Origin of the sequence: Streptomyces sp. NPDC005263 (assembly GCF_042872365.1) — a bacterium.
In the GTDB taxonomy this organism is placed as follows: domain Bacteria; phylum Actinomycetota; class Actinomycetes; order Streptomycetales; family Streptomycetaceae; genus Streptomyces.
Window position 1 is genome coordinate 68,805 of sequence record NZ_JBIAKJ010000014.1, and the last position, 24,429, is coordinate 93,233.

Annotated in this window: 21 protein-coding genes; 9 read left to right on the forward strand and 12 right to left on the reverse strand. The window is 71.0% G+C overall.

All coding sequences use genetic code 11. From position 1 onward, the window contains the following. Positions 1-45 precede the first annotated feature (45 nt). Positions 46-261 carry a dodecin gene (locus ACFYRY_RS39465; protein WP_356773504.1) on the reverse strand — a complete coding sequence of 72 codons (216 nt, stop codon included), beginning with the start codon at positions 259-261 and terminating at the stop codon, positions 46-48. A gap of 337 nt (positions 262-598) precedes the next feature. Between ACFYRY_RS39465 and ACFYRY_RS39470 the strand changes: the two genes are divergently transcribed. The 3 genes from ACFYRY_RS39470 (at position 599) to ACFYRY_RS39480 (ending at position 3,891) form a co-directional block, all read left to right on the forward strand. Beyond that, positions 599-1,960, forward strand: a complete 1,362-nt coding sequence (locus tag ACFYRY_RS39470) for a sugar transferase (RefSeq protein ID WP_389157445.1) — start codon at positions 599-601, stop codon at positions 1,958-1,960. Positions 1,961-2,131: 171 nt separating this feature from the next. Then, a complete protein-coding gene (locus tag ACFYRY_RS39475) occupies positions 2,132-2,767 on the forward strand; it encodes a putative colanic acid biosynthesis acetyltransferase (RefSeq protein ID WP_389157281.1) in 636 nt (211 codons plus the stop codon). Further along, complete coding sequence (locus ACFYRY_RS39480; RefSeq protein WP_389157284.1) at positions 2,764-3,891, forward strand: glycosyltransferase; 1,128 nt, start codon at positions 2,764-2,766, stop codon at positions 3,889-3,891. Before ACFYRY_RS39475 ends, ACFYRY_RS39480 begins: the two co-directional genes overlap by 4 nt. Before the next feature lie 86 nt (positions 3,892-3,977). Here the strand turns inward: ACFYRY_RS39480 and ACFYRY_RS39485 are convergent, their stop codons facing one another. Together ACFYRY_RS39485 and ACFYRY_RS39490 are read right to left on the reverse strand one after the other, a co-directional pair. Further along, complete coding sequence (locus ACFYRY_RS39485; protein WP_389157287.1) at positions 3,978-5,177, reverse strand: glycosyltransferase family 4 protein; 1,200 nt, start codon at positions 5,175-5,177, stop codon at positions 3,978-3,980. A 32-nt stretch (positions 5,178-5,209) separates the two neighbouring features. Further along, positions 5,210-6,190: an NAD-dependent epimerase/dehydratase family protein gene (locus tag ACFYRY_RS39490; protein WP_389157290.1), complete on the reverse strand. Its 981-nt coding sequence runs from the start codon at positions 6,188-6,190 to the stop codon at positions 5,210-5,212. A gap of 300 nt (positions 6,191-6,490) precedes the next feature. Between ACFYRY_RS39490 and ACFYRY_RS39495 the strand changes: the two genes are divergently transcribed. From ACFYRY_RS39495 to ACFYRY_RS39515, 5 genes are all read left to right on the forward strand, one after another. Further along, positions 6,491-7,975 carry a hypothetical protein gene (locus ACFYRY_RS39495; protein WP_389157293.1) on the forward strand — a complete coding sequence of 495 codons (1,485 nt, stop codon included), beginning with the start codon at positions 6,491-6,493 and terminating at the stop codon, positions 7,973-7,975. After that, entirely contained in the window at positions 7,972-9,552 is a 1,581-nt protein-coding gene (locus ACFYRY_RS39500) for a hypothetical protein (protein WP_389157296.1), read from the forward strand. Before ACFYRY_RS39495 ends, ACFYRY_RS39500 begins: the two co-directional genes overlap by 4 nt. After that, positions 9,549-11,087, forward strand: coding sequence for a lipopolysaccharide biosynthesis protein (locus tag ACFYRY_RS39505; RefSeq protein ID WP_389157299.1), 1,539 nt, complete (start codon positions 9,549-9,551; stop codon positions 11,085-11,087). The genes ACFYRY_RS39500 and ACFYRY_RS39505 overlap by 4 nt, the downstream gene beginning before the upstream one ends. A 141-nt stretch (positions 11,088-11,228) precedes the next feature. Then, positions 11,229-12,713 (forward strand): fibronectin type III domain-containing protein, encoded by a 1,485-nt coding sequence (locus ACFYRY_RS39510; protein WP_389157302.1) that lies wholly within the window; start codon positions 11,229-11,231, stop codon positions 12,711-12,713. Further along, the gene (locus tag ACFYRY_RS39515; protein WP_389157305.1) at positions 12,710-13,258 is read left to right on the forward strand and encodes an adenylyltransferase/cytidyltransferase family protein; all 549 of its coding nucleotides are present in this window, start codon (positions 12,710-12,712) and stop codon (positions 13,256-13,258) included. The genes ACFYRY_RS39510 and ACFYRY_RS39515 overlap by 4 nt, the downstream gene beginning before the upstream one ends. On the opposite strand, the gene ACFYRY_RS39520 is transcribed toward ACFYRY_RS39515, so the two are convergent. Then, entirely contained in the window at positions 13,148-13,849 is a 702-nt protein-coding gene (locus tag ACFYRY_RS39520) for a CDP-alcohol phosphatidyltransferase family protein (protein WP_389157307.1), read from the reverse strand. The two genes, ACFYRY_RS39515 and ACFYRY_RS39520, sit on opposite strands and share 111 nt — an antisense overlap. Before the next feature lie 62 nt (positions 13,850-13,911). Here ACFYRY_RS39520 and ACFYRY_RS39525 point away from each other — a divergent pair, with 62 nt between their 5' ends. After that, on the forward strand, positions 13,912-15,399 hold the full coding sequence (locus ACFYRY_RS39525) for a hypothetical protein (protein WP_389157310.1): 1,488 nt from the start codon (positions 13,912-13,914) through the stop codon (positions 15,397-15,399). Positions 15,400-15,473: 74 nt separating this feature from the next. Here ACFYRY_RS39525 and egtD read toward each other — a convergent pair whose 3' ends face one another. The 8 genes from egtD to ACFYRY_RS39565 form a co-directional block, all read right to left on the reverse strand. Further along, the gene (gene egtD / locus ACFYRY_RS39530) at positions 15,474-16,436 is read right to left on the reverse strand and encodes an L-histidine N(alpha)-methyltransferase (RefSeq protein WP_389157312.1); all 963 of its coding nucleotides are present in this window, start codon (positions 16,434-16,436) and stop codon (positions 15,474-15,476) included. After that, complete coding sequence (gene egtC / locus ACFYRY_RS39535) at positions 16,433-17,260, reverse strand: ergothioneine biosynthesis protein EgtC (protein ID WP_389157315.1); 828 nt, start codon at positions 17,258-17,260, stop codon at positions 16,433-16,435. Before egtC ends, egtD begins: the two co-directional genes overlap by 4 nt. Beyond that, positions 17,260-18,606: an ergothioneine biosynthesis protein EgtB gene (egtB, locus tag ACFYRY_RS39540; protein WP_389157318.1), complete on the reverse strand. Its 1,347-nt coding sequence runs from the start codon at positions 18,604-18,606 to the stop codon at positions 17,260-17,262. The genes egtC and egtB overlap by 1 nt, the downstream gene beginning before the upstream one ends. Beyond that, a complete protein-coding gene (gene egtA, locus ACFYRY_RS39545) occupies positions 18,603-19,940 on the reverse strand; it encodes an ergothioneine biosynthesis glutamate--cysteine ligase EgtA (RefSeq protein ID WP_389157321.1) in 1,338 nt (445 codons plus the stop codon). Before egtA ends, egtB begins: the two co-directional genes overlap by 4 nt. A gap of 446 nt (positions 19,941-20,386) precedes the next feature. Then, the gene (locus ACFYRY_RS39550) at positions 20,387-20,833 is read right to left on the reverse strand and encodes a type II toxin-antitoxin system PemK/MazF family toxin (RefSeq protein WP_389157324.1); all 447 of its coding nucleotides are present in this window, start codon (positions 20,831-20,833) and stop codon (positions 20,387-20,389) included. A 110-nt stretch (positions 20,834-20,943) separates the two neighbouring features. After that, positions 20,944-22,428, reverse strand: coding sequence for a flotillin family protein (locus ACFYRY_RS39555; RefSeq protein ID WP_389157327.1), 1,485 nt, complete (start codon positions 22,426-22,428; stop codon positions 20,944-20,946). A gap of 156 nt (positions 22,429-22,584) precedes the next feature. Beyond that, positions 22,585-22,803: a hypothetical protein gene (locus ACFYRY_RS39560; RefSeq protein ID WP_389157330.1), complete on the reverse strand. Its 219-nt coding sequence runs from the start codon at positions 22,801-22,803 to the stop codon at positions 22,585-22,587. A gap of 26 nt (positions 22,804-22,829) precedes the next feature. Then, positions 22,830-24,254, reverse strand: a complete 1,425-nt coding sequence (locus ACFYRY_RS39565) for an amidase (RefSeq protein WP_389157332.1) — start codon at positions 24,252-24,254, stop codon at positions 22,830-22,832. Positions 24,255-24,429: the final 175 nt, after the last annotated feature.

Sequence of the window (24,429 nt, forward strand, 5' to 3'; positions counted from 1 at the left end):
CCACTCCGCACGGATCGAGGCCCCACCGGGACCCGGTCCGGGACGTCAGTCCGACTCGTCCAGCCGGAAACCCACCTTCAGACCGACCTGCCAGTGCGCCACCTGTCCCTCCTCGATCTGGCCCCGTACCTGGGTGATCTCGAACCAGTCGAGGTTGCGGAGGGTCTGTGCGGCACGGGCGATGCCGTTGCGGACGGCCTGGTCGACGCCCTCGGGTGAGGTACCGACGATCTCCGTGACCCGATACGTGTGGTTCGACATGCGGGGCTCCTCTCCGCGGTGACCGTGATGTCACCTGTGCCGGCGCGCCTCGGTGCGCCTCGGCGCGTCACTCCACCATGCCCTGAGCGCCACACAGAGGCAGGTATAAAAGTACGATATTGCTACCCATCCAATGATATAAGAATCACATCCAAGGGCGTGACTGCGCGCGACTCTGGTCCGCGCGGTGCGCCCGTGATCTGTGATCGGGGGTTGAGAGGAGACCATGCGGCGGTTCAAGAACGCGATGTCCCGGCAGGCGCCAGTTCCCGTGGCGCGCCGCCCCGTCTACCGTGCGGAGACCCGGGCACGCTGGTACTGCCCCTTCTCGGTGTGTGTGGATCTGCTGTCCGCGGCCCTGCCGGTCGCCGCGGCGATCGTGAAGGTTCACGAACCCCACCCGCTGCGCCTGGCGGCCGCCGCGGCCCTGCTGTGGCCGCTGATCGGCGTGATGAGCAAGCGGTACACGTCCTTGGACTGGGGCGACAAGGGCGGCCTGCGGGCCGTCGTACGGGACTGGCTGGTCCTGGTCGGCGCTCTGGCGACGCTCCGTGTGGTCTGCGGGCTCGACAGCGTGCCCGCAGAGGCGTTCACGGCGCTGATCCCCGCACTGATCCTCACCGGCCTCTCACAGAAGCTGATTCACCGTCATCTGCTGGCGGCCCGCCGCCAGGCCCGCGCCCTGCGCCACGTGCTGGTCGTGGGTGAGCCCCCGACCGTCGACGCCGTGGTCGAGCAGCTCGCCCAGCGCACCGACCACGAGTACGTGATCGTCGGATCCTGCCCGGTGGGCGAGGGCGAGGTGCGCTCCGGGGTTCCGGTGTGCGTGCGACTGCCCTGCGAGGAGCCCGAGACACCCGAGGCGGACGCCACGGCGGTGCTCGGGGCCGCCGACGAACTCGCGGCCGACCTGGTCTTCGTGGCCCCGGGCCGGTACCTGTCCGGCGAGCGGGTGCGCCGGCTGTCCTGGATGCTGCACGACCGGGGCCGCTCGCTCATGGTGCTGCCCGGCATCGTCGACGTGGCACGCCGACGGGTGCAGCTGACCTCGGCGGCCGGCCTCACCCTGCTGCACATCGCACCGCCGCTGCAGCGCGGCGTGCACACGCTGGCCAAGTCCGTGGTGGACCGGGTGTGCGCCCTGGTGTTGATCCTCCTGCTCTCGCCGCTTCTGCTGACGCTGGCGCTCGCGGTCCGGCTGGGATCGCCCGGCCCCGCTCTCTACCGGCAGACCCGGGTCGGCTGGAACATGACGCCGTTCGCCATGTGGAAGTTCCGCACGATGGTGGTCGACGCGGACCGGCTCAAGGGCGGGCTGGAGGCGCAGAACGAGAACGACGGCCACATGTTCAAGATGCGCCAGGACCCCCGGGTCACCCCCGTGGGGCGCGTGCTGCGCCGCTTCTCGCTGGACGAACTGCCCCAGCTGTTCAACATCCTGTTCGGCCACATGTCCCTGGTCGGTCCACGCCCCCCGGTGCCCGAGGAGGTCGTCAAGTACAACGGGACGGAGATGCGCCGGCTCAGCGTCAAACCGGGCCTGACCGGGTTGTGGCAGGTGAGCGGACGGTCGGATCTGTCCTGGCGGGAAACCGTCGCGCTCGATCTGCGCTACGTCGACAACTGGTCCCTGGCCGGGGACATGAACGTCATGGTCCGCACCGTACGCGCGGTGCTGGACGGCCAAGGAGCCTACTGAGCACACAGGTGTCCCCGAGGGGCGTGCCGTCGACCCCCGGCACGCCCCTCGGGGCGGATCCTCCATCCGGGCAGGTCTGCCGCCAACACGCGGTGATCTCGGGTGATCCGTCCGCGGTGACGTGAAGGATCCCGGACGTGGACGTCTTGGGCCTCGGGAAGGGACACCGTCATGGCGCAGACCACAGCCGCACAGAGCACAACCGAACAGCCCCCGGGTGACGCCGGAGCGGAGCGGACGCACCGGCCCGTCGTGACGCGAACCCTCCGGGGCTTCACCGGTGCCGGCTACGACAAGGGGCGGCCCGTGCTGGTGCAGGCGGCCTGGTTCGCCGCCCTCCATCTGCTCTTCGTCAAGTGGTGGTTCCCGGCCCGCCTGCGGCCGGCCCTGCTGCGTGCCTTCGGCGCTCGCATCGGACAGCGGGTGCTGATCCGGCGAGGGGTGCGGATCCACTGGCCGTGGAAACTCGACGTCGGCGACGACGTGTGGATCGGCGAGGACGTCTGGATCCTCAACCTCGAACCCGTCACGATCGGCAGCGACTGCTGCGTCTCCCAGAGCGCGCTGCTGTGCACCGGCAGCCATCTCCGCCGGTGCGCCACCTTCGAGTTCGACAACGGCCCCATCCGGCTGGAGCCGGGCAGCTGGGTCGCGGCCCGCGCGGTGGTGCTGCGCGGCGTCACCGTCGGCAGCGGCGCGGTGGTGGGCGCCGGTGCCGTCGCCCACCAGGACCTCGCACCGGAGTCGGTCCTGACCGTGCGCGCCACCTCGGCGACGGCTTCGTCCGCGAAGGGGGCCACGGCATGAGACTGGTCCATGTGGTCACGCTGGTCAGCGACGACGGTGCCTTCGGCGGACCGACGAGCGTGGCCGTCGCCCAACTGGGGGAGTGCGCCGAACGCGGTCACGAGGTGACCCTGGTATCGCTGTGGCGGGGCCGGACACCGGCCTCGGACCGCATCGGCGCCGTCCGTTTCGTCTCCCGCCCGGCCAAGCGCCTGGTCCCGGGCCGGGGATGTCTGGGTCTCATGCATCCCCTGCTGCTGCGTGACCTGTGGCGAACCATGGGGCGCGCCGACGCCGTTCACCTCCATGCGGGACGGGACCTCGTCTCGCTCGCCGCGCTCGCCGTCGCCCGGCTGCGGCGCAAGGACTTCGTCACCCAGACGCACGGCATGGTCGAGCCCCGTACCGGTGTCGTCGCCCGGGTCTTCGACCGTCTGTACGTTCCCTTGCTGCGCCGGGCACGCTGCTGCCTCGTGCTCACCGACCGGGAGCGGCGCTCCCTGACCGCGGTGCTCGGCCCGGACGGGCCACCGCTGGTGTCCCTGCCCAACGGCCTGCGCACCACCGGTGACGGGCCGGGGCCCCGGCCGGGCGACGACCGCGAGGTGATCTTCCTCGCCCGGCTGCACCCGCGCAAACGCCCCGAGGCGTTCGTCGAGATGGCGGCCCTGGTGCACAAGGAGATCCCCGAGGCCCGGTTCACGCTCTACGGAGCGGACGAGGGATCCCTCCCGGCGGTGAACCGGCTCGTCGCGGACCGCGGGCTGACCGATGTGGTCTCCTACGGCGGTGCGCTGAGCCACTCGGCGGCGCTGGAGGCCTACCGGAGAGCCGCCGTGTACGTCCTCCCGAGCGTGCACGAGCCGTTCCCGATGACGGTCCTGGAAGCACTGGCCGAGGGGACGCCGGTCGTCTGCACGGACAGCAGCGGCATCGCCGCCGAACTGGAACGCAGGCACGCCGCACTGGTCACCGACGGCAGCCCGCAGGCCATGGCGGACGCGGTGGCCGCACTGCTCGCCGACGAGGGGCTGCGCACCGGACTCGCCGAGGCCGGCCACCGCGCGATCGACGAGGTCTTCTCGATCCGCGCGGTCGTGGACCAGTTGGAGGACATCTACCGGGGCCGACCGGGACGCCCGTGACCGGGCGCCGAACGTGCCGGCCGGCTCGGGCTCGCCCAAGCGACGCGAACCCGAGCCGGCCGGCACGTTCAGCGGTCACGCCGCCCTCAGCGCGCGGGGGCCCGGCCCACCGCCCGCAGGATGTCCTCGAAGCGGGAGGCACAGTCCTCCAGGGCGAACTCCCGCTCGGCCAGGGCACGGCTCTCCTTGCCCAGCGACTCGGCGCGCGCCGGGTCCAAAAGGACCTCCTGGACCCAGACGGAGGCCTCGTCGAGTGAGGACTCCTCCGGTGGGAAGACGGCCGACCCCGCCTGATGGAGCAACTGCGAGGCCAGGTTGTCGGCGGGCATCAGCCCGAGCACGGGGCGCCCGGCGCACAGATAGGACAGGGTCTTGGACGGCACCGAGAACTCCCCCGCGTCCGCCGCCAGCAGGACGACGAGGAGATCGCCCGTGCCCAGCACCTCGGGCAGTCGCTCGTAGGGCTGGAAGGGCAGCAGCGTCAGATCGACGCCACGCGCGGCCGCCGCCTGCCTGAGCACGGGCACGGCCGGGCCGTCGTTGACGACGACGAGACGTACCGGAGTGCCGCGGTCACGCAACCGCTCGGCCAACCGCACCAGCAGCTCCGGGTTGTGCTTCAGGCCCAGGGTGCCGGAGTACAGCAGCGTCCGCACACCGCTCAGACCCTGCTCGTCGGACCAGGCGTTGGCCCGGGACACCGGGACGATCTCGTCCAGCGGCGCCCAGTTGGGAATGACGGTCACCTTGCCGGAGGTGCCCCACTGCCGGTGGATCCGCACGAAGGACTCGGCGATCACCACGATGGCCGACGCCCGGCGCGCCGACCACTTCTCGCCCGCCCCGAAGACCCTGGCGGCGACGCCCATCGACTTCGCGACGTCGGCGGCGGCGAAGCTCTTCAACGCGACGGCGGTCACGTCCTGGTGCCACAGCACCCACGGGATGCGCAGCCGCCGCAGCGCGGCCGCCGCGACCACCAGCACCGGAATGGGCAGGTTGGACAGCAGCGCCACATCGGGTCTCTCGCGCTGTACCTGCCGGGCGAGTTCGAGGCCCAGCAGCGTCTCCTGGCGGAGCCGGCGGAAGTAGGCATCCTTCCGCAGCGCGGTGCTGTCCCCGATGGTGACGAAACGGAGGCCGGGGATGTCCCCGGCGAGGTTGCCCTTGCCGGAGACGTAGGCCGTACAGGTCGAGTGGACGACATCGTGGCCGCGTCGCGCCAGTTCCCGGCTCAGCTGGGCCTGGAACGGGTGGCCGCTGTAGTCGTGGACGAGGATCCTCATCGGTTGTCCGTGTCCTGATACTCGGTCGGGTGTCACTGGTGGGAGCGCTTGACCTGGTCGTAGACCCAGGCGTAGGTCCTCTCCAGACCGTCGGCCAGGGCGATCGACGGCTCCCAGCCGTGGATCTCGCGGATCAGGGTGTTGTCCGAGTTGCGTCCGCGCACCCCCTGCGGGGCGTCGAGCCGGTAGCCGCGCTCGCAGCGGACGCCCGCGATCTGCTCGACGATGTCGACGAGCTGGTTGATGGTCACCAGCTCCGACGAGCCGAGGTTGACCGGTACGCCACTGTCCCCGGCCATGATCATCTGGCTGCCGTGCAGGCAGTCGTCGATGTACATGAAGGAGCGGCTCTGCTCTCCGTCGCCCCAGATCTCGATCCGGTGCTCGCCCGAGAAGACCGCCTCGGCCACCTTCCGGCACACCGCGGCCGGAGCCTTCTCCCGGCCTCCTGTCCAGGTGCCGTGCGGGCCGTACACGTTGTGGTACCGGGCGACGCGGGTGACGAACCCGTAGTCCTCGGCGTAGTGGCGGCACATGCGCTCGGAGAAGAGCTTCTCCCAGCCGTAGCCGTCCTCCGGCTGCGCCGGATAGGCGTCCTCCTCCTTGAGGGCGGTGACGTTCGGGTCGGTCTGCTTGTCGGCCGCGTACACGCAGGCGGAGGAGGAGTAGAAGTAGCGCTCCACACCGGCCTCGTGTGCTTCCTTGAGCATGTGGGTGCTGGTCAGCACCGACATCATGCAGGCGGCCTTGTTGTTCTCGATGAAGCCCATGCCCCCCATGTCGGCGGCCAGCATGTACACCTGGCGGGCGCCCCGGACCCCCGCGCGAGCACTGTCCGGGAGCGACAGGTCGGCGATCACGTTCTCGGCGCCCTCGTGGACCTGGTACCACTCGTGGCGGGGCTTGATGTCGATGGAGCGGACGGTCAGTCCCTGGGCAAGGAGGTCGCCCACCAGGTGACCACCGATGAATCCCCCGCCTCCGGCGACGACGACGTCGACCTGCTTGCTCATGCGCAACTCCTCTGGGAATCCGGAGATCTGATGTGCGGTCAGTCGGCCCACCGCTGCGTGACGTGACGCCCGTTCCAGCACCGGCTGCGCGGAGACCTGCGCGATAAGCTATGCAGATTTGTCATGATTTGAGGTAAAAGGCACGCCGCCCGATATCCACAATCACCCGATGACTCTGTCTGGGTATGACCGCGCTGAAGTGGGTGAATCATGCGCGCCTAGGATGATTTGCGAATTAAAGGCGCTATATATCTTTCAGTGAAGATTCAGCCTGAATACTCGTTCGGCAGAGAGGTCGGGATGCAGGACGCGCGCGTCCGCAGTGTGGCTGCGGTCTCTGTCTGGGCCGTGGTGCTGACCGTCTTGCTGCCGGCGCTGATCCTCCAGTCGCACGGCCTGCACCTGTCGGCCGCACTCGCCCTGCAAGGTGTCGTCGTGGCACACACCGGTGGTGCGCTCGCCCGGGTGCTCTCCGCGACCACGGTGCGGTTCGTCGCCTTCGGCTTCTGGGTCTTCGCCTACATCTGGCTCGGCCTCGCGCCCCTGGCGATGCTCGCCACCGACACGTACCCGTGGTCCTACCGGACCAGCGAGGTGACGACCGTCGGGGCGGTGGCGGTCATCGAACTCGGACTCGTCGCCTACAGCGCCGGAGCGGCCCTCGCCGCCCGAAGGGGCCGCGCAAGCGTGGCCCCCACCGCGCCGGGGCTCATGGAACGCCTGCTCGCCCGCCGTCTGGCGCCCTGGCGCCTGCTGGCGCTGTGCGGGATCGCCGTCGTGTTCGCGGTGTTGCTGATCTCGGGCCAGCCCGGCCGGCTGGGCGCGTACTTCACCAGTCGGCAGGCCATCACCAAGTTCGGCGCCACCGACAACGTGGACGGTGCCTTCCTGCAGGTCCTGCTCAGCTGGTCGCTGTCCGTGCCCGCGTTCTGGGCCCTGCTGGGCCTGCTGCGGGTACCGCGCCTGCCCGGCGGCGACCGGTGGCTGCGCGGTGTCCGCTGGCTGCTGCTGCCGGTGCTCCTCGCACTGAACGTCGTCGTCAACAACCCCATCAGCAAGCCCAGGTTCTGGGTCGGCACGATCCTGCTGACCCTGCTGTTCACGATGCCCTGGTTGCGCCGGCCCCGTGTCTTCCGCGTCGCGGCGGTCGGTCTCATCTCGGCGCTCCTGCTCGTCTTCCCGTACAGCGACTACTTCCGCTACTCCGAACGGGAGGACGTCACCGTCGTCTCGCTCGCCGACCAGTTCACCGGCAACGGTGACTACGACGCGTTCCAGCAGGTGCAGACCGGGCTCGACTACGCGCGGGAAAACGGATACTCCCCCCAGGACGCGCTCGGCCCCGCGCTGTTCATGGTGCCGCGCACGATGTGGCCGGAGAAGCCGGACGACACCGGCATCACCCTCGCCGAGTACGCGGGATACGACTTCGTCAACCTTTCCGCACCCCTGTGGATCGAGAGTTACCTGTGGGCCGGCCCCTGGGCGGTGGTCGTCGTGTTCTGCCTGTTCGGCGCCGCCGGACGGCGTATGGACGACGTGCACCACCGGCTCCGGGACCAGGCAGGCACCCTGGCGGCGCTGTTGGTCCCGGCCTTCGCCTTCTACCAGATGGTCCTCCTGCGCGGCAGCCTGCTGGGCATCGCGGGCCCGCTGACGCTGCTGGTGGCCGTCCCGCTGCTCATCAGCACCCCTACCGGCAGGGCATCCCGGTTCCCCTCATCGGCGGTGCCGACCGGACCCATCCGTCATGCATCGATCTCCGGAACAGGAGGGCACCCGTGACCGGCCCCACTCCATTCGACGACCGGTACGACGAGCCGGACCAGCTACGCGACCAACTGCGCCGGCTCCTGCGCCACCGTGTCCTCATCACGCTGGGCATCCTCCTGGGACTGCTCGGCGGGCTGGCTCTGTCCCTGCAACGAGCCCACACCTACGCCGCCACCAGCGAAGTCCTGGTGCGCTCCACCACCGACCCCTTCGGGGCGGTCGGTGTCTCCGCCGACAACCAGGTCAGCATGAGCACGGAGCAACGGATCGCCGGCAGCGCGGCCGTCGCCCACCAGGCGGCGCGCCTCCTGGGCCGCCCCGGCAGCCAGGCCGGCATGCTCGGGGACCGGGTACGGGTCTCCAACCCGATGAAGTCCCAGGTACTCCGCTTCGAGTTCACCGCCCGCTCGCCGGAGCGCGCGGCGCGCGGCGCCAACGCCTTCGCCCAGGCCTATCTCGCCGACCGCAAGATCCGTAACAACGCCACCGTGCAGCGGGCCATCAGCGCCCTGGAGCAGCAGATCGCCGTGCTGAACCAGCGGCTGGCCCAGCAGCAGCTGGAGCGCGCGACCGCGAAGCCCGCCGCGCAGAACCAGCTCTACAACCTGCAAAAGCGCGTCCTCGACATCAGGTCCCGTGACACCGACGGCGGTGACATCGTCCGCGCGGCCCAGCCCCCCACCCTGCCGGTCGGACCGGGCCTGCGCACCCTGCTCGCCCTCGGGCTGGTCTGCGGTCTCCTCCTCGGCATCGTGCTGGCCTGGGTGCGCTCCGCCCTGGACACCCGGGTCCGGTCGGTCGGTGAGGTACGGGCCGCCCTGCGCTCGCCGGTGCTCGGCATCCTGCCGTCCGACGACGGCGGCGACGACGCCCTGCTGACGGTCGGTCACACCGACAGTCCTCGCACGGAGGCATACCGGGCCCTGGCCTTCAGGCTGCGGCAGATCGGCGGTGCCGCAGGTCCGGGCCAGGTACTCGTCGTGGCCCCCCGCCGGGCCGGCGCCGCCGAGGAGGTCGCCGCCAACCTGGCCGCGGCCCTGCGCGAGGAAGGGAGCGATGTCTTGTTGGTGGACGCCGCTCCCGACACCTCCGGCCTCGCCGCCCGTCTGCCGCTGGTTCCCTACGAAGCCTCCGCCACGGGGGAGGGGTACCCCACCGACGGTGGCGTCTACGTCGACGCCGGTGCGGCCGGCCGGTTCGCCTTCGCGTCGGGCGGCGTCACCGGGCCGTTCACCCGGGCGACCACCGCCGAGACGGACGCGACGGTGTCCGAGACCACCTCGTCCACCGTCGTCGTCTCGGGGCCCTTCCTCGCGCACGCCGACGCGCTGGCGGTCGCCCAGCGCGTCGACGGCATCCTCGTCATCGCCAGCCTCGACAGAACCCGGCGGGACGACCTCAGGCAGGTGCAGGAACTGATCGGCTGTGCCGGCGGACGTCTCTTCGGGGCCGTGCTCGACGCCGGGCGCCCCCGCCGTCGCCTCCGTGCCCTGTTCCGCCGCCCGAAGCACCGCCGCCCGTCGCCCGTCGACGCCTCGTCGATGGATCTGCCCCTGCAGGACGACCTGCTCACGGTCTCCCGTCGATGACCGCCGAAGCGACCACTCGTCGCCGCGCCGGGGCCACCGCCCCGAGCGCGGTGGCCGTGGCCGCCCGGGGCGGATGGTGGGGGATGGCGGGTTCCGTCGCGAACGCCGCCTTCTCCTTTCTTCTGGTCGGTCTGATCACCCGTGCCGTCGGGGCGAGCGGGGCGGGTGCCATCTTCACGGGCGTCGCCCTGTTCACCATTCTCAGCAACGCCTGCAAGCTCGGTGCCGACACCGGGCTCGTCCGCTTCGTCCCGCGCGACCTCGCCGTCGACGACGGCCGCTCGGTGGGCGGGCTGCTGCGGATGGCCCTCCTTCCGGCGGCGTTCGTCGCCACCGCGGCCGCCGTGCCCCTGGTCATGTTCCCCGCGGTGGCCACCACGCTGCTGCCCGAACTGCCTCCCGCGGACGCCATCGCCCTGGTCCGGCTCTTCGGACTCTTCCTGCCCGCCGCCACCGTGGGCGCCATCCTGCTGGGCGCGGCCCGGGGCTACGGGACGGTGGTGCCGTTCGTCGGCATCGAACAGATCGGCAAACCGGTCCTGCGGGTGCTGATCGCCGTCCCCGTGGCCTGCTACGCGCCCGGACTGCTGTCCCTGGCCTCGGCCTGGCTGCTGCCCGCCCTGGCCGGCTCGGTGGCCGCCTGGATCGCCCTGCGCCGCTGTCGCGCCCGTCACGGGACGAAGTACCCCACGGGAAACGGGACGCTGACCTGGCGGACCTTCTGGGGCTTCTCCGCCCCCCGCGCCGTCTCCTCCGTCTTCGACATCAGCGCGGCATGGATCGGCGTCATCCTGCTGTCCGTCCTGGCCACCGCCGACGAGGCGGGGGTGTACACCGCCATCGGCCGCGTCGTCACCGCGGGCACCCTCATCCAGCTCGCCGTCCGGCTCGCCGTCGCACCGGAACTCAGCCGTCTGCTCGCGGTCGACAAGGTCCGCGAGGCACACGAGCTGCACCGCGTGTCGACCTGCTGGATCGTGCTGTTCTCCTGGCCCCTGTTCCTCCTGGTCGCGGGATTCCCCCGGACCGTGCTGTCGGTCTTCGGACCGGAGTTCGTCCACGGCGCGCCGGCCCTGGTGGTGTTGTGCGCCGCCTCGATGGTGAACGTCGCGGTCGGCAACGCGCAGACCGTGCTCCTGATGGCAGGCAAGAGCTCCTGGCATCTGGCCGTCACCGCGGCGGCGTGCACGGTCCAGCTGACCGTCGGCTTCCTCGCCGTACCGGCCTGGGGCGTGCTCGGCACCGCCGTGTCCTGGGGCGCGGCCATCATCGTGGAGAACCTCGCGGCGGCCGCGCTCGTCCGGCTGCGCCTCGGCTTCCCCTCCGTGGACGGCGGCTACGTGACCGCCCTCGGACTCGGGCTGGCCGTCTCGGTCGTGTTGGCGGCCGTCCGCACGCTGGAAGGCGACACGCCATCAGGACTCGCCGTGGGAATGGCTTTGGGAATGTGTGTATTTGCTATTAGTTTGTGGCGATATCGGACGTCACTGAGGGTGAACGAGCTGGTCGGAGTGCTGCGCCGTCGCGCCGCATGAGACCGGACACGATCGACCGTCCGGGCCCACTCAGTAGACGTCCCCCCTTCGTTCCACTCACGCCACTGCCATCCGGGGTGTCCATTGCGCTTGAAAAAGCTCCGTACGAAATCGGTCACCAGGGCTGCTGTCACAACCCTCGTGTGCACCGCGGCCCTGCTCGACGCCTCCCTCGCCGCGGCCGCCGACGGCTCCGGCCCGTTCTCCGCCGATCCACTGAGCACCTGGCAGACGGATGGCATCGTCTGGTCGCTGGCCTCGGCGAACGGCGTCGTCTATGTCGGAGGCTCCTTCGACACGGTCCGTCCGCCGGGTTCCGCGCCCGGTCAGAAGACGGTGAAACGCACCAACTTCGCCGCGTTCGACGCCGTGACCGGCAAACTGCTGCCGTGCGCCCCGTCGTTCACCGGCCTGAACCACAGCCTGCGGGCCATGAAGGTCTCGCCCGACGGCCGAACGCTGTACGTGGGCGGTTCCTTCAACAGCGTCGGATCCACCCGGGTGGCCAACGCCGCCGCCATCAACACCGCCGACTGCTCACTGAGCGCGGACTTCCGGCCCGCCGTCTCCGCCACTGTCCGGGCCATCGACGTGACAGCCAACGCCGTGTATCTCGGAGGTGACTTCAGCCGGGTCAGCGGTCAGGCCAGAAGTCGCGTCGCCGCCCTCCAACCCAAGGGCCCCCTGCTGCCCTTCAAGGCGGATTTCGACCACCCGGTGCGCGCCTTGTCGGCCGCGCCCTCGCACGGCAAGCTCTTCGTCGGTGGCGACTTCGATTCGGTCAACGGTAGAAGCGACCACGCGTTGGTCACCCTCGACGCCGGCAGCGGCGCGACGCTCCTGTCCTATCCGGGCTGGTTCTCGTTGCAGGCGTCGGTGAAGGCGATCGTGCGTGACAACAGCCGTTTCTTCGTGGGCGTCGAGGGCCACGGGCCGACCATCCTCGAACCCCGCATCTCCGGCCGTCTCACCAACGGCACCATGGTGTGGAAGGACACCTGCCGTGGCGCCACCCAGGCACTCGTTCCCTTCCAGGGCGTCCTCTACAGCGCCTCGCACGCGCACGACTGCGCGGACACGCCCGGAGGGTTCCCCGAAAGCGGGGACCGGCAGCACCTGATGGCCCAGTCGATGACGGACCGCAGCATCCTGCACTGGTTCCCCGACACCAACGACGGGATGGGCGAGGGCGTGGGGCCGCGCGCCCTGGCGGTCGAGAAGGGCGTCCTGTGGGTGGGTGGTGAGTTCACCAAGGTCAACGAAAAGCCGCAGATGGGCCTCGCCCGCTTCGGAAACCGCGACACCGGAGCGCCCAAGGTTCCCGCCCTCTCGCTGGCAGCCGCCAAGCCCGGCAAGGTCACCATCGCCTGGCGCGCCTCCTGGGACCGTGACGACGCCGCGCTGACGTACAAGATCTACCGGGACGGGAAGCTCGTCGCGCGCAAGACCGAGTCCTCCGCCTACTGGGACCGCGCACAGATGAACTACACGGACTCCGTGAAGGCCGGCTCGCGCCACCGGTACACGATCGACGTGACGGACGGGACGAACACCTCGCGCAAGTCCGCCGCGCTGACCGTGGCCGTGCCGAAGGCCGCGTCCAGAACGGGCGGTGGCCACCGGTGACGCGCATCGGATTCGCACCCGGCGTCTATGACCTGTTCCACATTGGGCACCTCAACATCCTGCGCGAGGCCCGTCGGCACTGCGACCGCCTCGTCGTGGGAGTGACCACCGACGACCTGACCGTGCGTCTCAAGGGGAAGGTGCCGGTCATCCCGCTCGCCGAGCGCCTGGACATCGTCCGCAGTATTCGCTACGTCGACGAAGCCGTCGTGGAGTCGGAGGTCGACAAGCTGAACACCTGGAGACGGGTGGGCTTCCACGTCATCTTCAAGGGCGACGACTGGCGGGGAACCCCCAAGTGGGAGGAGTTCGAGCGCCGTTTCGCGAAGGTGGGCGTCGAAGTCGTCTATTTCCCCTACACCAGGCACACCTCCAGCACCCTGCTGAGCGGCGCGCTGAAAATGCTGTCCGCGCACGAGCCGCCGGAGATCCGCTCAGCTCAACTCGCGGAACCACTTGACCAGGAAGGCGGCCATGAACAGCACGTGGGCCAGCAACAGCGCGCAGTACACCGTGAGGAAGACGTCCTGACTTCCCAGGAATAGGAAGCTGACGCAGGTCAGGCCGTAGTCGACCGGCAGGAGCAGCACGGCCCGCAATCCCGCCGTCGACCCGGCCTGACCTCGGCCCGGAGTCCGCAGTTTGAGCTTCTCCGTCAGGATCCCGCCGAAGAAGATCACCACGGCCGCGAGCTGGAACACCATCGGTGCCAGCAGGTAAGCCGGGCTCGGCAAGGAGAAGAAGCGGTAGAACGACACCAGCACCACCAGGTGGAGGGCGACGATCTTGACGCAGTCCAGGACGTGGTCGAGCCATTCGCCCGACGGGCTTCCCGAGCGCTGCCCGCGCGCGAGCTGACCGTCCGCCGAGTCCAGGGCGAACCCCACTGCCAGAGCCGTGCCGACGCAGACGGACATCGTCGGTCCGGGGGGCAGCAGGGCCACCGCGGCCAGGGCCGGAAAGGTGAACAGGGCTCCTAGAACGGTCAGTTGATTGGGTGTCGCGCCCACTCGGTAGGCCACTGCGGCCAGCACCCGGCCGGCCGGACGATTGACGAACAAGGTGTAGAGCGACGCCCCCTTCGAGGGCTTCTGTGCCGTTGAGAGGTGTCTCAGCGCCTCGGCAAATTCGGACATGTTTCCTCTTGTTTGAAGAAATAGCTGGAAAGAAGGCGATTATGGCAGAAAGAGAAGGCCAGATGCCTCGTGTCAGCCGACGGCACGTTCTGCGTGGCGGAGCCTCGGTGCTGGCCGCGACGGCCCTGGCAGGCCACAGTGCGTACGCCGCCACGGGGCCGGGGGGCGGCCCCGGGCTGGGCCGCTCCTTCACCGGTGCGAAAACCTTCGTGATCGATGTGGCCGAGCTCGGAGCGGTGGGCGACGGGCAGGCCGATGACAGCGGGGCGTTCGAACAGGCCTACCGTCTCGCGGCGGAGAGGGTCCTTCGCGGGGTCGGGCGCACGGTGATCCAGATTCCGGCCGGCGAGTTCCTCATCACCCGTCCGTACGCACTGCTGAACGGTGTCGCTCCGACGCAGCCGGCCAACGGTCTGCGCTTCGCGGGCGCGGGCAAACGCATGACCACTCTGGTGTTCCGTCCGGCGACCGGCCCGGGCTCCTATCTGTGCCGCAACGAGAACATCTGGGCGAATCTCTCCTTCGAGCGCATGCAGTTCCGCTCGGCCACGCCGGGTGCCTCCTTCTTCAGCTCGTACTCCACCGGGCAGGCGCAGGACTACCGGTTCTCGGAGTGCGAGTGGATGGGCGAGTGGGAGTTCGGGCTCGCCCTGGACGGCACGGACACCAACTCGGAGATGCTGTGGGAGGCCTGCCGGGTCGGCGGGCGCTACCGCAGGGCCTTCCTGTACTCGGGTGTCACGGGCCGCAAGCAGGCGGACCCCAACGACCAGGACCAGTTCCTCAACTACTGGTTCAACGACATGAAGGTCGAGTACGAGTGGGGCAACTTCCTCGAGTTCCCCTACGGAGGGTCGATCACCTGCCGGGGCGGCTCGTACATCATCGGCGGCACCCGCCCTCAGAGCACCGAGGAATACGGCACCACCAGTACGTTCTTCCGCTTCCCCGTCGCCCAGCACCACGACTCGGTGCAGCGGTTCCACGCCCAGGACATCCGGTTCGAGGTACGCAACCCGGACGCGCGGATCATCGACAGCATGTGGAGGAGCGGAACGATCCACTTCAGTGACTGTGACGACACCGGGCTCGCCTTCAAGAGCTACTCCGCCGACGTACGTGCGCACCGCTACGCGGTGGGGCCGCGAGGGCCGCTGATCCGCTACGACTCCTGCCAGTTGGTGGGCCGCCACGAGTACCGGACGACCGAGAAGCAAGGATCCATGCCGACCGTCGCCCGCTACGACATGTGTCTGCTGCGCAGCCACCCGGCGAGCGAGTTCGCGGTCCTCGAAGGCACCGACCAGCCCGACCTGGTCAGCTTCGTCGACTGCCTGGAAGTGGCCGCCGACGGTACGCCCGTGGAGTCCGCGCCCTCCGCCGGGGGTACGTCGGCCGAGTCCGCGCCCCCCGCCGGGGGTACGTCGGCGGATTCCACGGCCCCCGCCGACGGCACGCCCACGGAGGCCGCGTCCGCCGCCCCCGTGTCCCCTGCGAGTCCGCCGCCACCGGTCGTCGGTGAGACCGTCCCGTCGACGGCGGGCGGGTGATCGCACCGAAGGGGCTCACCGGGGCCGACGCCGTCACCGGGGTGACGGACGTCGGCCCGCGGTGAGCGCCGCGGTCAGCGCGCCACGCTCAGCGACAGTGCGAAACGGCCCTCCCGATCCGTCCACCAGTGAGTCAACTCCAGCTCGGAGCGGGACAGTTCGGTGCGCACTCCGCTCTCCCGGAACTTCGCCGAGACCTCGGTGCGCAGTTCCTCGCCGGCCGCGAAGTCGACGGCGAGATCGAGCGCGGGGACCTTCACGGTCTGGGCCGTCCGGGACCGCAGCCGCATCTCGATCCAGTCGTTCTCGGCGTTCCACAGGGCCACGTGGTCGAAGGCCGCGGGATCGAAGTCGGCGCCCAGTTCACGGTTGACGACGGTCAGGACGTTCTTGTTGAACGCGGCCGTCACCCCGGCCGCGTCGTCGTACGCCCGCACCAGGACCTCCTCGTCCTTGACCAGGTCGGTGCCGAGCAACAGGGCGTCCCCCGGGGAGAGCAGGGCGCGGACGGCGGTCAGGAACGCGGCCCGCTCGACCGGCAGCAGATTGCCGATCGTGCCGCCGAGGAAGGCCACCAGGCGCGGACCCGGGGTCTCGGGCAGGGCCAGCCGCGCGGTGAAGTCGGCGATGAGCGCGTGCACGTGCAGACCTGGGCGGTCGGCGATGAGGGCGTGACCGGCCTGGGTGAGCGCACTCTCACTGACGTCCACGGGGACGTACGTGTGCAGGTCCGTGAGCGCTTCGATCAGATGCCGGGTCTTCTCCGAGGAGCCCGACCCCAGTTCGACCAGGGTGCGGGCGCCGGTCGCCGCCGCGATCTCGCCGGAGCGGGCGATCAGGATCTCCCGTTCGGCGCGCGTCGGGTAGTACTCGGGCAGCTCGGTGATCTGCTCGAACAGGTCGCTGCCGTGGGCGTCGTAGAACCACTTGGGCGGCAGTGCCTTGGGGGAGCTGGTCAGGCCCTGGAGGACGTCGGCGCGCAGGGCGGCCTCGGTGGCGTCCTCGGGCAGGGTGCGGGTCAGAAGGAACGGACTCACGTGCTGGGCTCCTTCGAGGATGAGGGTCCCCCCGCCCGGGCGGGGCCGGGAACGGGGGCGGGTGCCAGGTCTTCGCCCGGGTCCTTGAGCGGGGTGAGCAGCACCTCCGTGCGGCTCGCCGCGAGCAGGGTGCGGTCGGGGACCTCCCGCCAGTGCGGGTCGTCGTCGTACGGTTCGGAGGCCACGACCGTGCGACGGCCGGGCTCGGTGAGGTACCAGAGGGTGTCGCCCCAGGCGGTCGCGGTGATCGTCTCTCCGTTGGTCAGCAACAGGTTGAGCCGGGAGGCGGGGGCCGCCGCGGCGACCTCCAGGACCGTGTCGGCGAGGGCCTGGCCCTCCGTGTCGCCGCCCCTCAGCCGGGCCAGGACCAGGGCCCACACGAACGCGGAGTCGTTGCGCGCCTCCAGCGACAGCACGTCGGCCGGGGGCAGGCTCGCCACCAGCGGCGCCAGCGAACCGGGCCAGCCGGAGACCGCGCCGTTGTGGCTGAACAGCCAGGGCCCCGCGGCGAACGGCGCCGCCGCGGCCTCCGCGTCCGCGCCCGCCAGGGTCGCGTCCCGTACGGCGGCGAGCACCGCCCCCGAACGCACGACCCGGGCCAGGTCGGTGAGCGACTGGTCCGCCCAGATGGGCCCGGCGCGGCGGTAGCGGGCGGGCACCGGATCACCGTCGGCGTACCAACCCACGCCGAAACCGTCGGCGTTGACCGTCCCGTACCGCTGCCGCCGAGGCGCCCACGACTGCCGGTACAGACTGTGCGGCGGATCGGTCAGGACCTGGGCGAGCGGTTCCGGTGGGCCCACAAAGGCCAGGTGGCGACACATCAGACGGCCCCCGAGCGGGCGGTGCGGAACCCGGAGAAGATCTGCCGCCGGATCGGGTAGTCCCAGTTGCGGAACGTCCCCCGGCAGGCCACCGCGTCCACGGCGAAGGAACCGCCGCGCAGCACCTTGTGGTCCGGGCCGAAGAAGACCTCCGAGTACTCCTTGTACGGAAACGCCCGGAACCCCGGATACGGCAGGAAGTCGCTCGACGTCCACTCCCACACGTCGCCTATCAACTGCCGTACACCGAGCGGGGATTCGCCCTCCGGGTAGCTTCCGGCCGGTGCCGGGCGCAGATGCCGCTGTCCCAGGTTGGCGTGCTCGGGCGCCGGGTCGGCGTCGCCCCACGGATAGCGGGCCGAGCGGTCGCCTGCGGGGTCGTGACGGGCCGCCTTCTCCCACTCGGCCTCGGTGGGCAGCCGGCGCCCGGCCCAGCGGGCGTACGCGTCGGCCTCGTACCAGCACACGTGCAGCACCGGCTCGTCGGGCGGCACGACCTCGGTGACCCCGAAGCGGCGCCGCAGCCACTGCTTTCCGTCCCGGTGCCAGTACAGCGGCGCGTGGATGGAGTTGCGGCGGATGTGCGCCCAGCCGGCCGGTTCCCACCAGCGCTCGGCGTCGTAGCCGCCGTCCTCGATGAACGCCTGGTACGCGGCGTTGGTCACCGGGGTCGTGTCGATGTGGAACGGGGCCACCTCGCGCCGGTGCGCCGGGCGTTCGTTGTCCAGGGCCCAGGGTTCGGTCGAGGTGCCCATGGTGAACGGGCCACCGGGGACGAGGACTTCGGCCGGACCGGTGAACAGCGGCACCGGGTCCGGGTCGGGGGCGGTCAGGGCCTGGGGGCCCCTGCGGAGCTGATGGGTGATCAGCATGGTCTCGTCGTGCTGCTGTTCGTGCTGCGCGATCATCCCGAAGGCGAAGCCGGCCTCGGTCAGCCGGGTGCCGTGGAACGCGGCGCGCTCCAGCACGTCCAGCACCCGTCCGCGGACGTCAGCCGCGTAGCCGCGGGCCTCCGCGGGTGCCAGCAGGGGCAGGGTGGGGCGTGCGGAGCGCGGGTGCTCGAAGGCGTCGTAGATGCTGTCGATCTCGGGCCGTATCGCCTCCTGCCCGGCGACGGTCCGCAGCAGCCACTGCTCCTCCTGGTTGCCGATGTGGGCGAGGTCCCACACGAGCGGCGACATGAGCGGCGAGTGCTGGGCGGTCAGGTCGGGCTCCTCCACACAACTGGTCAGGAGTGTGGTGCGCTCCCGCGCGGTGACGAGGGTGTTCAGCGCCCGGTCACGGAACGTCTCGGCATCGAGGGAGGCGGAGCCGGCGGTATCGGTGTCGATGGCGGCGTCGGTCATGTGCGGATGTCCTTCCCGTGAGCGGTGGGGATCTCTCCGGCCGAGTGGGGCCGGGACCCGGAGAGGTCCGTGCCGCGCAGGTGGTCGAGCAGATCTTCGGCGGGGCAGCGGCCCCGGATGACGTAGCGGTCCCGGTACCCCGCGACGGCGGCCGTCACCTCCGGGGTGGCGCCGAGCCGGGGCAGGGCGTCCAGGGCCGCCGCGAAGCACGCCACGGCCGCCTCCCGCAGCTCCGGGTCCCGCAGACCCTGCCGGGCCGCGTCGAGCCACAGCGGATTGTGCGGCGCGGGCAGCGACCCGCCCCGTTCGGCCAGCGGTTTCACGATCCGGTAGACGGTCTCGGCGGCCTCCGGGTCGTCGAACAGGGCCGTCGTGACGGCGAGCGGCACGATCCAGCCGTCGTCGCCGGGCTGCGCGTCGATCATGCGCAGTTCCAGGTGACCGCGCGGCCTGATCGGCGGGAACAGCGTCGTGACGTGGTAGTCGAGGTCCGCCCGGGTCGGTGGTCTGGGTTCCCGCGAACGGGTCCACTCCCGGAACGTCAGGCCCTCGGGCACGACCCACGGTCCGCTGTCCTGCCGTACGCACATCACCGGGGCGTCCAGGACGTGCCGGGCCCAGGCGGTGCGCGGGTCCGTGTCCAGGGCGGGCGCGCCGGCGCGGCCGGGGCCGATCTCCATCCACAGCAGCTGCCGCGTCGAGAGCCAACCGGTGGGCTCCGACCCTGCCAGGGGGGAGTTGGCGAACGCGGCCACCAGCACCGCGCCCAGCTGGTGCGCGAGCCACCAGCGCCGCCCGAGCCCCAGCGGGCCGGGCTCCTCGTGTCCGGCGTCCAGGCACACCTGGACGGAGGCCGAGGTGCACATCATGGCGCGGCCCGCCGGGCCGGTGCGGTCGAGACAGGCCTCCATGGCGTCATAGCGCGGTTCACGCAGGAACCGGCGGGGCGGGTGCCAGGGATCCTGGCCGACGCCGACGAGACCGAGGCCCTCCACGGCCAGCGCGGCGCGGACGGCGGTCAGGTCGGCGGAGACGGTACCGATGCACTCCATCAGGGAGGCGGCGGGCGGCGAGCTCAGTTCCAGCTGGCCACCGGGCTCCACGGTGAGCGCCGACCTCAGGGGCACGGTACGCGCTGCGGCATAGGCCGCTTCGAGTCGTTCGGGTGTTACGGGGAGCTGCGGCGCGCGCAGCTCGTGGACGAGCCATTCCACCTCGACCCCGACGGTGCGGGGCGGGCCGGTCTTGAAGCAGATGCCCCGGACCAGGGCCTCCACCTCGGGTTCTGTGACTGCGGTACGGGGCTCCGTACAGTCACTTATTGAATCGGACATGTCGGGATCCTCCTGAGATTCCACCATGCCGCCGACCCGGGTTCTGATGGGCCGGGCCGACACCATCCGTCCTACCCAAGACCTTCACGCCGATCAGCACAAGGGGGCAAATCGTCGTCATCGTCGCCTGTGATCTCCGTTTCCTGGATGTTCCGGAGGAGTTCTCCGGATGGCCGGGGGTCGCGAAAACTCATTGCACGACATGACCAGAATCGCTCACGATGCGGGCATGGGCACGGCGGGGAGATCACGGCGGGGGAGTCCGCGCGGCACGCGCTCATGGCGCGCACGGGGGTGGCGCCATGAGCGCGCGCCTGCGCGGTACCGCGCGGCAGACCGTGGGGCGTTTCCGGAGTGTTGGCTTCGGCCATCGGAGTGATGTCGCCGGGGCGGAAGTGCCGTCGACGGGCCGGACGGGGGAGCGGCGCCGGACGGCGTGGGCCCGGTCAGCTCCAGCCGTAGCGTTCCCCCAGCCGGTGGCGGACCAGGTTGAACCGCATCCGGTCCAGGGCGCACGCCTCCCGGCGCATGCCGTCCTCGTGCAGCCGCAGGACGCGGTCCACGGCGACCCATGAGTCCCGCCCGGACCGGTCCCAGGGGCCGCTGCCGATCGGCACCCACTCCCGGTCCCCGTCGTGCCGCTTGCTCGACAGCTGGACGGCGAGGACGGTGCCGCCCGCTTCGCGGGCGACGACGAGGACGGGGCGGTCCTTGCCCCGGCCGTCGTTCTCCTCGAAGGGGACCCAGGTCCAGACGATCTCGCCGGGATCCGGGTCCCCGTCGTGCGCGGGCGAGTACTCCGTGCGCACCCGGCCCACCTTTCGGGGGTCGGCCTCGACGGTGGCGGAGGGGCCGAACCGGCCGGGGACGTTCTCATCGGTAGACGCAGTCACGGAGGCAACGTTAGGGCCGGGGCCCCGGGGCGGCTCACTCGCCCCTAGCCCCGCGCCCGCCACCTCCGGACCACTGCCCGGTCGGTGCCCCCGCCGTCACGCCCCGCCCGTCACCCCCCGTCCTCCACCGCGACCTTCTGCGCCGGCGGCGGCACGGCCCCGTTGAGGGACGAAGTCCCGTGCGTCGCCTGCCCGTTCTGGTTCATCGAGGCCAGCAGCTGACGGGCCAGGCCGAGCCCCGTACCGCCCATGGTGAGCGCCTTGGCGAGCATGTCCGCCATACCGTCGGCGCCGTTGAGCACCACCATGTTGTCCACGCTGCCGAACGCGGACGCGCCGGCCTTCACGATCTCCGGCCAGTTCTCGGCGAGTTGCTGGGCGACGACCGCCTCCTGGTTCTCGGCGAGGGCGGCGGCCCGCGCCTTGATGGTCTCCGCCTCGGCGAGCCCCTGGGCCTTGGTCGCCTCGGCCGCCGCGAGACCCTTGGCCTGCGCCGCCGCGGCCTCGGCCTCACCCGTGGCCCGGGTCGACGCGGCGGTGGCCGCGCCCCTGGCCTTCGTCGCCTCGGCCTCGGCACCCGCGGCCGTCTTCACCCGGGTCGCCTCTGCCGCGGCGGCCAACTCCGTCTCCTTCGCCTTGGCCTCGGCTCCCGAGATCCGCGCGTCACGTTCGGCTTCGGCCAGCGTGCGCTTCTCGTAGGCCTTCGCGTCCGCGGGTTTGCGGACGTCCGCCTGGAGCTGCTGCTCACGGCGTTGCGCTTCCAGCTCGGCGACCCGGGTCTCCTGCACGACGACCTCCTGCCGGGCGGCGGCGTCGGCGAGCGGCCCGGCCTGGCGGGCCTTGGCGCCCGCCTTGTCACGCTCGGCCTGGTAGCCGGCCTGCAGGATCTCGCTGTCCCGGGTGGCCTGCGCCATCCGGGCGAAGGACTGCTGCTCGGCCTCGGTGGCCAGCCGGTTCGCCTCCGCCTGCGCGATCCGCGCGTCCCGCTGCACGGCCGCGGCGTGCGGCATCGCCAGGTTCCGGATGTACCCGGTCGGGTCCTCGATCTCGTGGATCTGCAACGAGTCCACGATCAGCCCCAGCTTCTCCATCTCGGTGCCGCAGGCGGCCCGGGTCTGCCCGGTGAGTTTCTCCCGGTCGCGGATCATGTCCTCGACCGTCAACCCGCCCACGATGGACCGCAGATGACCGGCGAACACGTTGTGCACCCGCTCCGACATCAGCTTCTGCTGGTCGAGGAAACGGCGGGCGGCGTTGGCGATCGACACGAAGTCGTCGCCCACCTTGAAGATGACCACGCCCCGCACCTTGAGCGGTATGCCCTGGTGGGTCACGCAGTCCACGTGCAGTTCGGTCTCGTTCAGGTCGAGTGACATCTTGCGCACCGCCTGCACCCCGGGCAGTACGAGCGTGCCGCGCCCGGTGACGATACGGAACCCCATGCCCTCCTCGAGGCCTTCCGTGCGGTGCTTGGACCCGGAGATCACCAGAGCCTCGTTGGGTTCGGCGACCCGCCACATCATCTTGAACAGACCGATCAGAACGAGAACGGCGACAACCGCCGCTCCCGCAACGACGCCGACAACCATCGGCATACGCCCCCTTTGGATGGTGCCCTCTCGGCACCGAACGAAGGGAGTGTGCGCCTGCCCGGGCCGCGGGTGAAGACGCCGGCGCATCCTTGTCGAAACCTTGACGCGGACGGCTCTCACCTGCGACGCGTGTGGCTCACCTGTCGTACGCCCGGACCCTCAACTGTCGTACGCCGCCGTGACGTAGACCGTCCTGGGCGCCAGGTACTCCACGACCATCACCACCGTGCCCGGCTCGATGCGGTCCGTGCCGGAGGCGGGGTGGGCGAGGAAGTGCTCGGCGCCGCCGCGCACCCGGACGATCACCTCGCCGACCAGCCCCGGCCCGACCGTCCCGGTGACCCGCCCCATCAACCCGACCATCGACGCGTCGTCCATGGGCACAGGGTAAGCGCGGAACCTCCCTAAACGACCGGTGAGTCGGTGGCCGTGACCGGCGGCGGCCACGCCTCGTGCCAGCGCGCCCGCGCCTCCAGCTGCGCGGCGAGGGAGATCAGCAGCGGCTCGCTGTTGGCCGGCCCGAGCAGCTGGGCGCCCACCGGCAGGCCGCCCAGGACGAACCCGGCGGGCACGTTGATCCCGGGCCAGCCCAGGACGTTCCACGGCCAGGCGTAGGGACAGGCGGCGATCATCGCGCGGTCGGTGGCCAGACCGTTCAAGTCCAGCAGCGCGCCGATGCGCGGCGGGGGAGCGGCCGTGGTCGGCGCGAGGACCACGTCGTAGGAGGTGAAGAACCGTCCGATACGACGGTGCAGTACCGCCTCGGCGCGCCGGGCCACCCGCAGCGGCGCCCCGCCGAGCAGGCCGCCCAGCCGTGCGGCCCCCCGGGTCCGGCGGTCCAGGAGCGCCGGGAAGGGTGCCTCGCGGACGCGTTCGGCGATGCCGGCTGTGGCGCGGGGGACGAAGGTCAGCCCGATCTGGCCGTACGGCGGGTCGGCCTCCTCGACATGGTGCCCCAAGTCGGCCAGCAGCTCGGCGAGTTGGACGACCTGGTCGCGCACCTCCGGGCGCAGCCGGGCGGGCACCGCGGTGAACGGCGGCCGGAGGGAGAGTGCGATGCGCAGCCGCCCGGGGTCGCGGCCGACGGCCTCGGCGGCACGTACGGCCGGTGGCCGGTGCGGGTCCTGCGGATGGTTGCCGCTCGCCGCGTCCAGCAGCAGAGCCGCGTCGGCGACCGTGCGGGCGAGGGTGCCGTTGACCGTGATGCCCTGGAAGGACTCGCCGCGCGGCCAGGTGGAGATGCGGCCACGCTGCGGTTTGATGCCGATCAGGTGGGTCCAGGAGGCGGGGATCCGCACCGATCCGGCACCGTCCGAGCCGAGTGCGGCCGGCACCAGACCGGCGGCGACGGCGGCCGCCGAACCGCCCGACGAGCCCCCGGGTGTGTGCTCCGGGCTCCACGGATTGCGGGTCGCGCCGAAGGCGGGGCCCTCGGTGAAGGGCCACTGCCCGAACTCGCAGGTGTTGGTCTTGCCGACGATCACGGCGCCGGCCGCGCGCAGCCGCCGTACCGCCTCGCCGTCCTCCGCGACCGGCGGGAACTCACCCTGACAGCCGAACGCGGTCGGCTCGCCCGCCACGTCCATGTCGTCCTTGACGGCCACCGGAACCCCGAGCAGCGGCTTGCGGATCCCGGCGGCCAGCTCCTGGTCCGCCGCCTCCGCCTCGGCGAGCGCCGCTTTCGTCCGTACGATCCGGAAGGCGTTCAGGGACGACTGGGAGGCCTCGATCCGCGCCAGGGCCGCTTCCACGAGCGCCCGGGCGGTCACCTCCCCGGCGGCCAGCGCGCGGGCGGACTCCGTCAGGCCTGCGGAACGGTCGAGCGTCATGCGGGACACCTCCGAAAGCGCGTTCTCCACCGCACGGTAACGTCCGCGAGGGTTCGGCGGCATGTCTTCGGCGGTGGCGGGTTGGCCGGCGAAGGCGACCCGGGCACCACAGATGGCCCACAGGAAACCGCAGGGTCATGCGCGAACCATTGACGGTTCAGCGGCTCACCCCTAC

Excerpts from the sequence above, each read along its gene's own strand:
- ACFYRY_RS39560 (WP_389157330.1), bottom strand. The coding sequence starts at position 22,803 with ATGGACGACGCGTCGATGGTCGGGTTGATGGGGCGGGTCACCGGGACG.
- ACFYRY_RS39555 (WP_389157327.1), bottom strand. The coding sequence starts at position 22,428 with ATGCCGATGGTTGTCGGCGTCGTTGCGGGAGCGGCGGTTGTCGCCGTT.
- ACFYRY_RS39495 (WP_389157293.1), top strand. The coding sequence starts at position 6,491 with ATGCAGGACGCGCGCGTCCGCAGTGTGGCTGCGGTCTCTGTCTGGGCC.
- ACFYRY_RS39525 (WP_389157310.1), top strand. The coding sequence starts at position 13,912 with ATGCCTCGTGTCAGCCGACGGCACGTTCTGCGTGGCGGAGCCTCGGTG.
- ACFYRY_RS39480 (WP_389157284.1), top strand. The coding sequence starts at position 2,764 with ATGAGACTGGTCCATGTGGTCACGCTGGTCAGCGACGACGGTGCCTTC.
- ACFYRY_RS39490 (WP_389157290.1), bottom strand. The coding sequence starts at position 6,190 with ATGAGCAAGCAGGTCGACGTCGTCGTCGCCGGAGGCGGGGGATTCATC.
- egtC (WP_389157315.1), bottom strand. The coding sequence starts at position 17,260 with ATGTGTCGCCACCTGGCCTTTGTGGGCCCACCGGAACCGCTCGCCCAG.
- egtB (WP_389157318.1), bottom strand. The coding sequence starts at position 18,606 with ATGACCGACGCCGCCATCGACACCGATACCGCCGGCTCCGCCTCCCTC.
- ACFYRY_RS39485 (WP_389157287.1), bottom strand. The coding sequence starts at position 5,177 with ATGAGGATCCTCGTCCACGACTACAGCGGCCACCCGTTCCAGGCCCAG.
- ACFYRY_RS39465 (WP_356773504.1), bottom strand. The coding sequence starts at position 261 with ATGTCGAACCACACGTATCGGGTCACGGAGATCGTCGGTACCTCACCC.
- ACFYRY_RS39565 (WP_389157332.1), bottom strand. The coding sequence starts at position 24,254 with ATGACGCTCGACCGTTCCGCAGGCCTGACGGAGTCCGCCCGCGCGCTG.
- ACFYRY_RS39520 (WP_389157307.1), bottom strand. The coding sequence starts at position 13,849 with ATGTCCGAATTTGCCGAGGCGCTGAGACACCTCTCAACGGCACAGAAG.
- ACFYRY_RS39505 (WP_389157299.1), top strand. The coding sequence starts at position 9,549 with ATGACCGCCGAAGCGACCACTCGTCGCCGCGCCGGGGCCACCGCCCCG.
- egtA (WP_389157321.1), bottom strand. The coding sequence starts at position 19,940 with ATGTCCGATTCAATAAGTGACTGTACGGAGCCCCGTACCGCAGTCACA.
- ACFYRY_RS39475 (WP_389157281.1), top strand. The coding sequence starts at position 2,132 with ATGGCGCAGACCACAGCCGCACAGAGCACAACCGAACAGCCCCCGGGT.